Consider the following 13,109-nt stretch of genomic DNA (forward strand, 5'->3'; position numbering starts at 1 on the left):
CAATGACTGTCGCATACGTGGACGCGGGTGAGGCTGTCGACCAGGGAACCCTGAACTACAAGACCCCGGGGGCGGACGTCGCGCCACCGGTGGTGGCCGACGTCACCTACGAGCGCATCCTCAACGCCCGCGAGGAACCCCAGAACTGGCTCACCTACTACGGCGCCTACGACGGGCAGCGGTACAGCCCGCTGGACCAGATCAACACGGAGAACGTCAAGCGCCTCGCCCCGGCATGGGTCTTCCAGGCCGGCACGACCGGCCTGATCGCGGGCGCGTCGACCTACTCGTTCGAGGCCGCCCCGGTCGTCGTCGACGGGATCATGTTCGTCTCCGGCTGGGACGGCTGGCTCTGGGCCATCGACGCGAAGACGGGTGTGGAGATCTGGCGGTACAAGCACGCGGTCCCCTTCGACGTCTCCTTGTGCTGCGGGAACGTGAACCGCGGGGTCGCCGTGGCTCAGGGGAAGGTCTTCTTCGTCACGGCGAACGCCCGTGTGCTCGCGCTCGACGCCACCACCGGCAAGCGGGTCTGGGAGAAGACCTACGGAGACGTCCGGGCCGCGGAGAGCGCCACGGTCGCCCCGCTGGTCGTGAAGAACATGGTCATCGTCGGGAGTTCCGGCGGCGAGTTCGGCGTACGCGGCCACCTCGACGCGTTCGACCTCGAGACCGGCGAGCACCAGTGGCGCTGCTACACGGTGCCGAAGCCCGGGGAGCCCGGCTCGGAGACCTGGCCCGCCGAGGGCGAGGCCTGGGCGCGGGGCGGGGCGAACTGCTGGGTCACCGGCACCTTCGACCCGGAGACGAACCTGCTGTACGTCGGCACCGGCAACCCGGCGCCCGACTTCGACGGAGACGTCCGCGAGGGCGACAACCTCTTCACCGACAGCGTCATCGCCGTGGACGTGGACAGCGGTCAGATCCGCTGGCACTACCAGTGCACCCCGCACGACGTGTGGGACTACGACAGCATCGCCGAGTGCATCCTGTTCGAGCAGGACGGGCGCAAACTGCTCGGGCACTTCGACAAGAACGGCTACTTCTTCGTCCTCGACCGCACGAACGGCGAGAGGGTCCGGATCACCCCCTTCGTGGACCGCATCACCTGGGGGGCGATCACGAGGGACGGCCAGGTGACGGCCAAGGTGTACCCGGACAAGGAGGGGGACCCGGTCCACTTCTACCCGGGTCCGGCCGGCGCCAAGGAATGGACCCACGCGGCCTACAGCCCGAAGACCGAGCTCTTCTACGTCCCGGTCCAGGACACCGGCGCCACGGCCACCCGGCGGCGCCGGGAGTTCAAGGAGAGCATTCCGTACTGGGGCGCGGGCGTTCAGGTGGACATCGAGGACATGGCGGGGTCCATCAGCGCGTTCGACGCGGGCGGCGAGGAGAAGTGGCGCTGGCGCAACGACCTCCCGATGTGCGCCTCGGTGCTGGCCACCGGCGGTGACCTGGTGTTCGCCGGTGAACCCTCCGGGGAGTTCAACGCACTCGACGCCCGCACCGGGGAGCAGTTGTGGCAGTTCCAGTGCGGGAGCGGCCACCACAGCAACCCGACCACCTACATGGTCGACGGCAGGCAGTACGTCGTCGTGCCGGTCGGTTGGGGCGGATGGGCCGAGGGGTTCCTCCCCGGCATGCTCGGCGCGGGGCACGGAAGCGCCCTGATCGCCTTCGCCCTTCCGGAATCGTCGTAGTGCGTGACCGGAGCCTGCCGCAATTCGGGCAGTGAGGAGGTGAATCGATGGAGTCCCAGCTCGCTGTGTGGGAAACCCCCGAGTTCGACGAGATCGGAGTCGCGGCCGAGGTGACCATGTATGTCGCTCGGTTGGAGGACGAGTGACGCGGGGCGGCGCCGGACCCGGTCCGGCGCCGCTCGAGGGCTCGGGTCGGCGACGGACGGCCGGGCCGAGGACGGACCCGGATCTTCGACGAACGGAGTGCCGGCGTGTTGCTGCGGGTGCTGGGCTCGGCGGCGGGGGGCGGCTCCCCGCAGTGGAACTGCGGCTGCCCGGTGTGCGCCGCGGTCCGCTCCGGGGCCGGCCTCTCGCGCACCCAGTCCTCGGTCGCGGTCAGCGCCGACGGCCGCCGGTGGTTCCTCCTCAACGCCTCGCCCGACGTCCGCACCCAGTTCGAGGCCTTCTCCGGCCTGCACCCGCACGCGGACCGGACGACGCCGCTGGAGGCGGTGCTGCTCACCGACGCCGAGCTGGACCACACGCTGGGCCTGCTCCTGCTGCGCGAGGCACGCGCCCTGCGGCTGTACGCGACACCTGCGGTGCGCGAGACCCTGTGTGTCGGCTCGGGGATCCTGCGCACGCTCGAGCGCTACTGTCCGGTCGAGTGGCGGGCGGTGAGCCCCGGCGCCGACCTCGCCCTGGCGGACGGGCTGTCCTGCCGGGCGTTCGACGTGCCCACCGTCAAGCGCGATCGGTTCGGAGCCGGGGTGGACCACGGCCGCGTCGTGGGCTACCGGCTGACCGACGAGCGCAGCGGGGGGACGCTGGTGTACCTGCCAGGAGTGCAGTCGCTGACGTCGGCGCTGCGTGTGGAGATCAAGGGCTGCGCATGCCTGCTGATCGACGGGACCTGCTGGAGCGACGACGAGCTCGTACGGCTCGGCCTGTCCGGCAGAACGTCCCGGGAAATGGGTCACCTGCCCATCGACGGCCCGGACGGCAGCCTGGCGCAGCTCCCGTCGCTGGACGTGGGGCGGACGGTCCTCGTGCACATGAACAACACCAACCCGGTCCTCCTGGAGGACGCGCCCGAGCGGCGTATCGTGGAGGACAGCGGCATGGAAGTGGCCATGGACGGCCTCGAGGTCCAGGTGTAGAGCCGTGACGACAGCAACCACGGGAACAACTACGGGAACCGGTGCCGACGCCTTCGTCGAGACGTTGCGGGCCCACTCGCGGCGGTACCACGACCAGCACCCGTTCCACGTCCGGATGAACGCCGGCCGACTGAGCCGCCAGCAGATCCGGGGCTGGGTGGCCAACCGCTTCTACTACCAGGAGAACATCCCCCGCAAGGACGCCGCGATCCTCTCCGCCTGCCCCGACCCCGAGGTCCGCCGCCGCTGGATCCGGCGGATCGTCGAGCACGACGGCACCGCCGCCGGCGAGGGCGGCATCGAGGCGTGGCTGCGCCTCGGCGAGGCCGCCGGGCTGACCCGCGAGGAGGTCCGGGACCACCGGCACCTGGTGCCCGGGGTGCGGTTCGCCGTCGACGCCTACGTGAACTTCGCCCGGACCCGCCCGTGGGTGGAGGCGGTGGCGTCCTCGCTCACCGAGCTGTTCGCGCCCGACCTGATGGCGGCGCGGCTGGCCGCGTTCGAGCGGTGGTACCCGTGGATCGACCCCGGGGGCCTCGCCTACTTCCGCGCCCGCCTGGAGCAGGCTCCCCGCGACTGCGAGCACGCCCTGGAGGTGGTCACCGCGCACTGCCTCTCCGCGGAGTCCCGGGCGCGCGCCGTCGACGCGCTGTCGTTCAAGTGCGACGTCCTGTGGAGCCTGATGGACGCCATCGACCAGGCCTACCCGGAGTGACCGTCATGGACCCGACCCAGACCGGAACGACCCGGACCGGAAGCGGCACCCGGCCCGGCCTCGGGGTGTCCGGCTCGGACCGGCCCCGGTTGGCGCGCCATGTCCGCCTGACCTTCTGCCGGACCAGGCAGCGTCAGACCCTGCAGCTCCCCGAGACGGTGGTGGTTCTGAACGGCAGCGGCGCGGACATCCTCGAACTGTGCGACGGTCGGCACACCGTGGCCGAGATCGTGGCCGAGCTGGGCGCGCGCTACCGGACCGTCCCCGACGACGAGGTGCGGCAGTTCCTGACCCGGCTCGTCGCCCGGCGCTACGTGGAGATCGCCGATGGATAGCCCGTTGGACAGCCCGTTCGGATTGCTCGCCGAGCTCACCTACCGCTGCCCGCTGGCCTGCCCGTACTGTTCCAACCCGCTGAACCTGGCCGGCTACCAGGACGAGCTGGCCACCGACGAGTGGCGTCGGGTGCTGGCCGAGGCCGGTGACCTGGGGGTTCTGCAGTGCCACCTGTCCGGCGGGGAACCGCTGCTGCGGCGCGACCTGGTGGAGATCGTGGCGGACGCCCACGACCTGGGCCTCTACACCAACCTCATCACCAGCGCTCTCGGGCTTTCGCGTCCGAGGGCCGAGCAGCTGCGGGCCGCCGGCCTGGACCACGTGCAGATCAGCGTCCAGTCCGACGATCCGGCCGTGTCCGACCGGATCGCCGGGACCCCGTCCTTCCGACGCAAGATCGAGGCGATGGGCGTGGTCAAGGAGCTGGGCTGGCCGCTCACCGTGAACGTGGTGCTGCACCGGCTCAACATCGACCGCGTCGCCGACGTGCTCGAGCTTGCCGAGGAGGTGGGCGCCGACCGGGTGGAGCTGGCCAACACCCAGTACTACGGCTGGGCCTGGCGGAACCGTGACGCGCTGCTGCCGAGCCGGGCCCAGCTCGAGGCGGCCGAGGTCGTCGTGCGGGCCGCCCGCGAGCGGTTGCGGGACCGCATGGACATCATCTACGTCATTCCCGACTACTACAGCCGCTACCCGAAGCCCTGCATGGGCGGCTGGGCCTCCCGGCAGCTGACCGTGACGCCGAACGGCGACGTACTGCCCTGCCCGGCCGCCCACTCCCTGCCGCTGCCGCGGGCCAGCGTGCGGGAGGACTCGCTGGAGCGGATCTGGGCCGATTCCCCGGTGATGAAAGCGTTCCGGGGGACGGACTGGATGCCGGAGCCCTGCCGGAGCTGCCCCCGGCGGGAGCTGGACTTCGGAGGGTGCCGCTGCCAGGCGTTCCTGCTCACCGGCGACGCCGCCCGCACCGACCCGGTCTGCCACCTGTCGCCCGACCACGCCCTGGTCGCCCGGGCGGTCGAGGCCGCCAACGCCGACTCGCGGGCCGACGATCTTCCACTGATCCCCCGCATCCACCGGGCTAACCGCCGAACACCAGCGGCAGCGCCACAGCGGCGATGATCAGGGTGATCCCGCTCAGCAGGTCGGAGCGGATCCGGATGAGGCGCGCCGCGGCCCGCCCGAGCCGCAGCCCGACCAGCGACATCACCACCGTCACGGCGCCGAAGACGGCGGCCGAGAACCACGGCGAGAGCCCCAGGAGCCCCAGGCTCGCTCCGGCGAACAGGTTGTCCAGGCTCAGCGTCAACGGGATGCCGAACAGCGCCCACGGCTGGTCCAGCTCCTCCGGCTCGGGGTTCCGAAGGGCCGAGATGACGAGGTAGAGACCGTATCCGCCGAGCGCGGCCGCGCCCATCAGCTCGGCGACATCCCCGACGGACTCCCCGATCCGGTGACCGACCAACAGCCCGATCAGGGGCATGACCGCGTCCCACAGCCCGAAGGTCAGCGCGACCTGCACCGCGCGCTTCAGACCGAAGGGGACGGTGCCGAGCGCGATCGCCACCCGGAAATTGTCGAGACTGAGTACGAAACCCAGGACCAGTATTTCCCCGATCACGGCGAAGTCACTGCCCGATGACGCGCGACACCGCCAGTTTCACCTCGGCTAGCATGCGCCATGTCGGAAATGATATCCCAGACAGTCCGCGAAATAAACCCAGTATGCCGATTTCCGACAGTTTTCCGGCACTACTCGTCCGACGGTGGTTCGCAGGCTTGCCGGGGCACCTGACGAGCACATTCGCGGCGGTCCGTCCGCTGCCGCGCGCGGGGCTCTTCACCTCACGACGGCCTGCTCCCGGAAACACTTCCGCGTCGACGGAAATCCGCCCGATCCGGAAGCCCCCCACGGACGAGAGCCTGCGATTAATCAGCCGAGGAACTGACTCCGAGAAATGTCCATCCGGCGTACGAATCAACGGCCGGCCGGCAGGCGGATCGAGCCTGTGCCGCGACAGATGAAGATGAGCCTGTTCCCGGCATTCTTCACCTTGATTCCTTCGGTACTCACCGAGTATGCCGTCCGCGCCTCCTCTTCGATTGTCGGCCCGCGGGCGTCGTCTCCTGGAGCCCCACTCGGTGAGGGATGGGACCCTGTGCCCGATTCACCGGCGCTCGCCGGCTGGTTCGGGCTGCCGAACGACAAGTTCCTCCTGCCCTGGAGGTCTGTCTCAGCGCAATGGCCCGGCGGGCCGAAATCGAACGACAAGACTCAGCGGGAAGGGAAATTCGGCCATGAACTGACGACCTCCGTCGTCGGCGTGGCTCCCTGGCCAGTGCCCTCCAGGAGTTCTCCGTCTCCTCGGCTGCCGGAAGGGGCTGCCGCCAAGGGGTGGAGGCGTCGTTGTCCGGCGTGCAACGCCGCAGCCGTTCCGCCACGGCCTCCGCGTCGTCCCGCACCGAGACGGCCAGGAGGCTGAAGGGAGCCGTGGGCCGCAGTTCGACGCACACCACGGGCCTGCCGGGCCGTACCGCCACGAAGTCCTGCCCACCGGGGTGGCTCCGCCTGCCGACGCACAGCACGCCGGGAATCCAGACGCCGTGCAGGACCACTCCGCGCAGGGCCCGCCACCAGCTGGGCTCCACCGTCACCCGGCGGACGGCCGTCAGCGGCACGCGCACACCTCCGCGGCGCGCGGCAGCCTTTTCCCACCACGCCAGGCGCATCACGAGGTCGTCGCCCTGCACCAGGATCCGTGCCATGTCCCCTCTTCTCCATGCTCGCTCCGGCCGGGGTGGCGGCACGAGGGACGAGACCGGCCGCGCCCGCCGTCGTCTCTCGCGGACAGCCCGCCTGATCCACTGCCGCGTCATGAGGCCTGCCGCAGACGACAGCGAGAGGTACCGGTCCTCACTGCACTACGCGTCGGGGTCACGAAGGCCGGCCGCGTCATGCCGCCGGAGCGGCTCGACGCAGTGCTACCGCTGGGGGATGCCGAGTTCGCGGCCGCGGTAGAAACCTTCCCGTTCCTCGGCGACGTACGGGGCCATGGCCGCACGCCGTCGCCCCTCCGCCTCGGAGGACCGCCACGCGTCGCAGGTCTCCCGGGAGTCCCAGAACGACACCCCGGTGATCTCCTGTCCGTCCTCGGACCAGTAGGCGTAGGCGCGGCGGAGCCCCTGCGGGGCGGGTTCCGGCTGCCACGCCGTCTCGAAGTCCTCCAGGGTGCCCGGCCGAATGCGCCGCGTCGTCACCCAGACGAAGTGCTCTTCCATCGCAGCCTCCTCCGCAACACCGGTCGGCTCGCCGAGCTCTTCAACCACCGTAGGCCCGCGGCACGATCTCTGCTGCCTGGGACACCGGCGCCGCCGATCTCGGCTCGCAGGCCCGGTCGCACGGACCGTTTCCCATTACGGGGGCCGACGGCAGACCATGGAAAGGGAGAGAAGGGAGAAGGGCAGAAGGCAGTGCAGTCGGGGGCGGGAGTCGTCGGCGGTGAGGGCGATGAAGGGTTCGATCCGGCTCGGAAGTATCCGGGGCCTGGCGCTGCGGGCGCACTGGAGCGTGCCGTTGCTCATGCTGCTCCTCGCGTACGGCCTGGCGGCCCGGACACTGCCCGGTTACGTGCCGGGCCTGGCGCCGGTGGTGTACGCGGTCGCCGGAGTGGCCGGAGCCGTGCTGCTGCTGGCGAGTCTGGTGGTGCACGAGGCCGCGCACGCGCTGACGGCTCGCAGGGCGGGGATCCCCGTACAGGACATGACCCTGTGGGCGCTGGGCGGGGTCACTCGGATGGACCAGCCGACGACACCACGGACGGCCTTCCTGGTCGCCGCCAGCGGGCCGCTCGCCAGCCTGCTGCTCGGCGCCGTCGGTATCGGCGCGGCTGCCGCGGTCGCGGCGACGCTGGACTGGCGGATCCCGGTCGCCGTCCTGGGCTGGCTCGGTGGCACGAACCTGTTGCTGGGCGTCTTCAACCTGCTGCCCGCCGCGCCCCTGGACGGAGGCCGGCTGACGCAGGCCCTGCTGTGGTGGCGTACGGGGGATCGCGAGCGGGCTCAGCGGGCGGCAGGACGCGGTGGCCAGGTCGTCGGCATGGCGCTCGCCGTCCTGGGCTGGCTGGCGTTCGCGCGGGGACTGACGGCGGGACTGTGGCTGATCGTCGTCGGCCTGTTCGTGGCGGGCGCCGCGGCGGCCGAACGCCGGTGGGCCGAGCTGGTCACGGCCCTGCGGGGCGTACGGGTCGGGCAGGCGATGACCACTCCGGTGGTCACCGGCCCCGACTGGCTGACCGTGGACCGCTTCCTCTCCGAGGTGACCGCGCAGGCGGGGCACTCGGTGCTGCCGCTGCTCGACTTCGAGGGCCACCCCAGCGGCGTCGTACCACTGCGCCGACTGGCCGGCCTGCCGTTCGAGAAGCGGGCGTCGCTGCGGGTACGCGACTTCGCGACCCCGCTGTCCCGATGCACGCTCGCCGCACCGGACGAGCTGCTGAACTCCGTCCTGGAGCGCCTCGGCACCACCGGGGTCCTCCTGCCGATCCTCGTGATGGACGGCGGCCGGCTGAGCGGAATCATCACCGCGCACGACATCGACCGGTTCCGCCGGCACTCTCGGCTCTCGTCGGCGCCCCCGCCGCCCTCCGGGCCTCCGTGAGGACGTTCGGCTTCCGTGCCGGAGCGATCGGGTGCCCTCGCGAGCCCCGGGTGCGGCAGACGTCCCGGGCCGTCGGAAGCGGGACATGATGGACGTGAAGTACAGACGTGTTCCGTGAGGAGGAGTACGGCATGGCCGGGTCAGGCTCTGGCGGCACCGAGGGCGCAGGGGAAGGCAAGGCGCGGTTCGACGACATCTACGACCGGCCGGATCCGCGCGCGTACTTCGGTCGGCTGGCCCCGCTGGAGTACGAGATCCCGCACCACGCCCAGCCGGTCTTCCGGCAGGTCGCCGCCGAACGGGCCGCGCTCGACGACGGCCGGCCGCACAGCCCGGCGGTGCTGGACGTGTGCTGCTCGTACGGGATCAACGCCGCGCTGCTCAACCACGACGTGACGCTGGCGGAGATGTACGAGCGCTACACCTCCCCCGCTCACCGGACGGTGTCGACGGCGGAACTGGCGGCACGGGACAAGGAGTTCTACGCTGAGCGGCGTCGACCGGACGCGGTGCCGGTCTTCGGCCTGGACGTCTCGGCGCCCGCCGTGCACTACGCGCTCGAAGCGGGGCTCCTGGACGCCGCCTTCACCGACGACCTCGAACAGGGCCCGCCCGGTCCCGGGCTGAGCCGCGCGCTCGCCGAGGTCGGCCTCATCACGCTGACCGGCGGCGGCAGCTACGTCACCGCCCGAACGTTCACGGCGCTGCTGGACGGCGTCCGGAGACCGGTGTGGGTCAGCGCGTTCGTGCTGCGGACGGTGTCGTACCGACCGATCGTCCGGGCCTTGGCCGTCCACGGTCTGAGCACCACCGTCGACGTCTCCCGCACCTATCCGCAGCGCCTCTTCACCGACGAGCAGGAACGGCGGTACGCGATCGCGGCGGTACGGGCACTGGGCGGCGACCCCGCGGGGCGCGAGGAGGCCGGCCGTTTCCACACCCTGCACTACGAGTCCCGCCCCGACGCACCCTGACGGCCGAGCGGGAAGCACCCCGCGGGCCGCCGGCACCGCCCACGGGAGAGGGAGGCGGCCGAAGAACGGGACCGGAGCCGCCGCGGAGCAGGGTGCTCTCGCAGGTCAGCGACCTGGGGCGGCAGACGAGTCGGGCTGTACGCCGGGTTCTGTTCCGGTGGGTCCTCGCGGGCCCTCCGGTGACGGCCATCCATCTAGGGCCGGCGTTGCCGCCGGCCTCGTGCGGTCTACCCGCGGACTCGGGCGGGCAGCCCTCGAACGTCCGCGCAGAGCGCTTTTCACGGCGCTCCTCTTGACCTTGCTCCGGGTGGGGTTTACCTAGCCGCCTGAGTCACCCCAGGCGCTGGTGGTCTCTTACACCACCGTTTCACCCTTACCGAGGACCGAGATCCCCGGCGGTCTGCTTTCTGTGGCACTGTCCCGCGGGTCACCCCGGGTGGCCGTTAGCCACCACCCTGCCCTGTGGAGCCCGGACGTTCCTCGGGAAGCCCCGCAAGGGACTCCACGCGGCCGCCCGCCCGGCTCGTCTGCCGTGCCGACCATGGTACCGGGCGCGAGCGGGGCCCCGGTGCCGCGGCCGTCGCCAGGACCGAGCCGGCGAGGATCAGGGCGAAGGCCGCCAGGACCGTCGCGGTCAGGGGCTCGCCCAGGAGGAGCACCCCGGCCGTCACGGCGACCGCCGGGTTGACGTACGTGATGACGGTCGCCCGGGTCGGCCCCGCCTCCTTGATCAGCTCCAGGAAGGCGACGAACGCGATCGCCGTGCAGACGGCGCCCAGGCCCGCGAGGGCAGTCAGCGCCCCGGCGGAGGGCAGCTCGGCCGGCCGGGTGAGCACGGCGGCCGGGGCGTAGACGAGCGCCGCCAGGGTCAGGCAGATTGCGGTGAGCTGGAGGGACGGGACCTGCTTCAGATGGCGGGCGGCGATCAGCGGGGCGATGGCGTAGCCCAGTACCGTCACCAGCACCTCGGCGAGCGAACGGGCGTCGCCGCCGGTCAGGTGCGGAACGGTGAGGACGCCGACGCCCACCAGGCCGAGCCCCAGGCCGGTGAGACGGCGTGCACCGAGGCGCTCCGTGTCGCCGAAGAACCTGGCGAGCGCCACGCCCACGATGGGGACGCCCGCGATCAGCAGGCCGGCGGTGGAGCTGGAGAGGTGGCGTTCCGCGGAGGTCAGGGTGTACCAGGGGCCGATGATCTCGATGACCGCGAAGGCGAGCAGGGGGCGCCAGTGGGCGCGGACGGTCCCGGTGAGGCCTCCCTGCCGCAGGGCGAAGGGCAGCAGGAGCAGGGCGCCGAGGGCGCAGCGGGTGAAGACGACCCCGGACGGGGACACCTCCTCCACCGCCACCTTGATCATCAGGTAGGGGATGCCCCAGACCACTCCCATCAGGGAGAACAGGAACCAGCCGCGTGCAGTCATGCGGCGAGTCTCGGCCGGGTCAGCGCCCCGGGTCTTGAACGCTGTTGCGGTACGCCGCCGGGGTCACCCCGAGGACGCGGCGGAACCAGCGGGTCAGGTGCGCCTGGTCGGCGAAGCCCACGAGCCCGGCCACTTCGGCGGGGCGCAGCCCGGCCTCCAGCAGGCCGCGGGCCCTGGTGACCCGGTACTGGGCGAGCCAGGCGTAGGGCGGTATCCCCATCGTCGTGCGGAAGGCGCGCAGCAGTTGGTAGCGGGACAGGCCGAGGTCGGTGGCGAGGGCCGCGAGGGAGGGCGGGGCGAGCAGTTCGTCGGCGAGGCGCTCGCGGACGGCCAGGGCGATGCGTCCGGCGCCGGGGACCGCGCCGGTGTCCGCGCGGGCGGTGGAGTGGCGGTGTGCGAGGGCGGTGAGCAGCCAGGGCAGCCTCGACTCCGCCTCCAGGGGGTCGGGGCAGGCGCTGACCTCGGTGTGCGCACGGCGCAGGGCGCCGGCCAGTTCGGGGTCGTGGAGGACCGGCTCGCGGAAGTGCGGGAGGCCGGTGCCGCGGGTCCCGTCGGTGAGCAGGGCGGGCACGGCGTACAGGGCGCGGTAGGCGTAGCCCTCGGGGGCGGCGGGGCCGCCGGTGTGCATCTCGCCGGGTTCGAGGACGACGAGGGAGCCGGGTCCGGAGACGATGCGCCCACCGCGGTACGCGATGGCCTCCAGGCCGCCGGTGGTCACGCCGACCGTGAACTCGTCGTGGGCGTGCGGGGCGTACTCGTGCCGGTCGAAGCAGGCGGTGAGCAGGTCGACGGAGGGCCCGCACCTCCCGAGCCTCGCCCTGGCCCAGCTGGCCTGCTCCCGTACGTTCGTCACCCCGCACCTCCGGCCACAGGGGACCAGAGGAAGTCGGCGGTGTCCAGCATCACCCGCTTCGGCCGAGCCGGCCACCACCGCAGCGCGCACCCCCGACCGGCGGCCCTGTTGACGCCCTCCCCACTCACTCCTTCGCGCCCAGGCGGCCGCAACCGGCTCGACACGATCCCAGGTGTGCGAAAATTGCACACATGGAGAGCGTGCAGAGCTGGGCAGAGATCGGCGACCGTATCGCCCAGACCCGGGAGTCAGCCGGTTTGAGCCAGGGCGAGTTGGCCTCACGCATAGGGGTCGACCGCACTGCGGTGGTACGCATGGAACAGGGCGAGCGCAAGGTGTCCGCGCTCGAGCTCTTCCGGATCGCCGAAACCCTGGACGCGCCACCCGCGCACTTCCTCACTCGGCCACCCACGGCCCTCGTCTCCCGCCGCAAGACGCTCGATTCCCCTGCCGACGCGGCCACGCGTGACAGCTACCGGCTGGACATCCGGTTGGAGGAACACGCACGCAACGCGGAGTGGCTGGTGACGCAGGGGTTCCTCACCCCGCCCCGCCCGGACGCTCTCGACGGCTGCACCGAGGCCGATCCGACCACGCTGGCACGTGAAGCACGACGAGTGGCCGGCATTCCTCAAGGGCCGCTGGGACCGATGGCATCAGTGGTCGAACGCTTCGGCCTGTATCTCACCGTCGCCCCGGAACCCGCCGAGGGCGCTTCGCTCCTGCTGGACGCCTACGGGGTCAGTGTGATCAGTGGCCACTCAGCCCCTGGTCGCCGACGCTGGACTGCCGCCCACGAGCTCGGGCACCATCTGTTGCGGGACGAGTACCACAGCGATGCGGGGGTCTCCGCGAGCCGGGACGAGCGGGAACAGGCCATCGACGACTTCGCCGGGGAGTTCCTGCTCCCCGGGGACGAATTCGACTCCGCCTGGAAGCAAGCAGTCGGCCGAGGCGTCTCCCCCCGGGAAGCCCTGATCGGTATCGCCGCCGACTACAGGATCTCCTGGTCGTCCACCGTGTCGAGGGCACGGTGGCTCGGGCTGGTGGACAAGGGTGCGGCTCACCGCCTCAAGGCCGATACGCCGGTACGCGGCGACTTCCTGGCAGTCCGTGGTGCCGAGCCTGTACCGGATCTCGAAACGGGGGCTACCGGAACGGCTTGGCGACAGGCGGTCCTGGCCGCCTGGAAGGCCGGGGCGGTGTCGGCGGCACGCACGGTCGAGTTGCTGTACGGCGCCCTGCAGGAAAACGAGCTGCCGGAGCAGGGCTTGGAGGACGTCGGGCCGTGAACATCCAAAGGGAGGGAAC

12 protein-coding genes, 1 other RNA gene and 1 pseudogene are annotated in these 13,109 nt (G+C 71.4%); 9 read left to right on the top strand and 5 right to left on the bottom strand.

Annotated features, from left to right (window positions below; genetic code table 11):
- The first annotated feature begins 2 nt into the window (after positions 1 to 2).
- The 6 genes from ACWEQO_RS02725 to pqqE all read left to right on the top strand — a co-directional run bounded on the left by ACWEQO_RS02725 (position 3) and on the right by pqqE (position 5,015).
- The gene (locus ACWEQO_RS02725; protein ID WP_452978128.1) at positions 3 to 1,703 is read left to right on the top strand and encodes a PQQ-dependent dehydrogenase, methanol/ethanol family; all 1,701 of its coding nucleotides are present in this window, start codon (positions 3 to 5) and stop codon (positions 1,701 to 1,703) included.
- Between the two features lie 47 nt (positions 1,704 to 1,750).
- Positions 1,751 to 1,849, top strand: a complete 99-nt coding sequence (pqqA, locus tag ACWEQO_RS02730) for a pyrroloquinoline quinone precursor peptide PqqA (protein WP_109382866.1) — start codon at positions 1,751 to 1,753, stop codon at positions 1,847 to 1,849.
- Between the two features lie 105 nt (positions 1,850 to 1,954).
- Entirely contained in the window at positions 1,955 to 2,842 is an 888-nt protein-coding gene (gene pqqB, locus ACWEQO_RS02735) for a pyrroloquinoline quinone biosynthesis protein PqqB (protein ID WP_452978131.1), read from the top strand.
- Positions 2,843 to 2,846: 4 nt separating this feature from the next.
- Positions 2,847 to 3,557 carry a pyrroloquinoline-quinone synthase PqqC gene (pqqC, locus tag ACWEQO_RS02740; RefSeq protein WP_452978134.1) on the top strand — a complete coding sequence of 237 codons (711 nt, stop codon included), beginning with the start codon at positions 2,847 to 2,849 and terminating at the stop codon, positions 3,555 to 3,557.
- Between the two features lie 5 nt (positions 3,558 to 3,562).
- Complete coding sequence (pqqD, locus tag ACWEQO_RS02745; RefSeq protein WP_452978137.1) at positions 3,563 to 3,892, top strand: pyrroloquinoline quinone biosynthesis peptide chaperone PqqD; 330 nt, start codon at positions 3,563 to 3,565, stop codon at positions 3,890 to 3,892.
- Positions 3,885 to 5,015, top strand: a complete 1,131-nt coding sequence (gene pqqE / locus ACWEQO_RS02750; RefSeq protein WP_361448322.1) for a pyrroloquinoline quinone biosynthesis protein PqqE — start codon at positions 3,885 to 3,887, stop codon at positions 5,013 to 5,015. The genes pqqD and pqqE overlap by 8 nt, the downstream gene beginning before the upstream one ends.
- On the opposite strand, the gene ACWEQO_RS02755 is transcribed toward pqqE, so the two are convergent.
- Positions 4,975 to 5,514, bottom strand: a complete 540-nt coding sequence (locus ACWEQO_RS02755) for a manganese efflux pump MntP (RefSeq protein ID WP_452978141.1) — start codon at positions 5,512 to 5,514, stop codon at positions 4,975 to 4,977. The genes pqqE and ACWEQO_RS02755 overlap by 41 nt on opposite strands.
- Positions 5,515 to 6,875: 1,361 nt before the next feature.
- Complete coding sequence (locus ACWEQO_RS02760) at positions 6,876 to 7,172, bottom strand: hypothetical protein (RefSeq protein WP_361448316.1); 297 nt, start codon at positions 7,170 to 7,172, stop codon at positions 6,876 to 6,878.
- Between the two features lie 229 nt (positions 7,173 to 7,401).
- Here ACWEQO_RS02760 and ACWEQO_RS02765 point away from each other — a divergent pair, with 229 nt between their 5' ends.
- Both ACWEQO_RS02765 and ACWEQO_RS02770 read left to right on the top strand, forming a co-directional pair.
- Positions 7,402 to 8,550 (top strand): M50 family metallopeptidase, encoded by a 1,149-nt coding sequence (locus tag ACWEQO_RS02765; RefSeq protein ID WP_361448313.1) that lies wholly within the window; start codon positions 7,402 to 7,404, stop codon positions 8,548 to 8,550.
- 131 nt (positions 8,551 to 8,681) lie between these two features.
- Positions 8,682 to 9,524, top strand: coding sequence for a hypothetical protein (locus ACWEQO_RS02770; RefSeq protein ID WP_452978146.1), 843 nt, complete (start codon positions 8,682 to 8,684; stop codon positions 9,522 to 9,524).
- A 122-nt stretch (positions 9,525 to 9,646) separates the two neighbouring features.
- On the opposite strand, the gene rnpB is transcribed toward ACWEQO_RS02770, so the two are convergent.
- From rnpB to ACWEQO_RS02785, 3 genes and pseudogenes are all read right to left on the bottom strand, one after another.
- Positions 9,647 to 10,050: RNase P RNA component class A (rnpB, locus tag ACWEQO_RS02775), an RNA gene on the bottom strand.
- Positions 10,051 to 10,117: 67 nt separating this feature from the next.
- Positions 10,118 to 10,945 (bottom strand): annotated as a pseudogene (locus tag ACWEQO_RS02780) (DMT family transporter); the annotation flags it as partial.
- A 19-nt stretch (positions 10,946 to 10,964) separates the two neighbouring features.
- A complete protein-coding gene (locus ACWEQO_RS02785; RefSeq protein ID WP_452978149.1) occupies positions 10,965 to 11,798 on the bottom strand; it encodes an AraC family transcriptional regulator in 834 nt (277 codons plus the stop codon).
- A 191-nt stretch (positions 11,799 to 11,989) separates the two neighbouring features.
- Between ACWEQO_RS02785 and ACWEQO_RS02790 the strand changes: the two genes are divergently transcribed.
- Positions 11,990 to 13,090 carry a helix-turn-helix domain-containing protein gene (locus ACWEQO_RS02790; RefSeq protein ID WP_452978152.1) on the top strand — a complete coding sequence of 367 codons (1,101 nt, stop codon included), beginning with the start codon at positions 11,990 to 11,992 and terminating at the stop codon, positions 13,088 to 13,090.
- Positions 13,091 to 13,109 lie beyond the last annotated feature (19 nt).

The organism is Streptomyces sp. NPDC004051, from assembly GCF_053604275.1.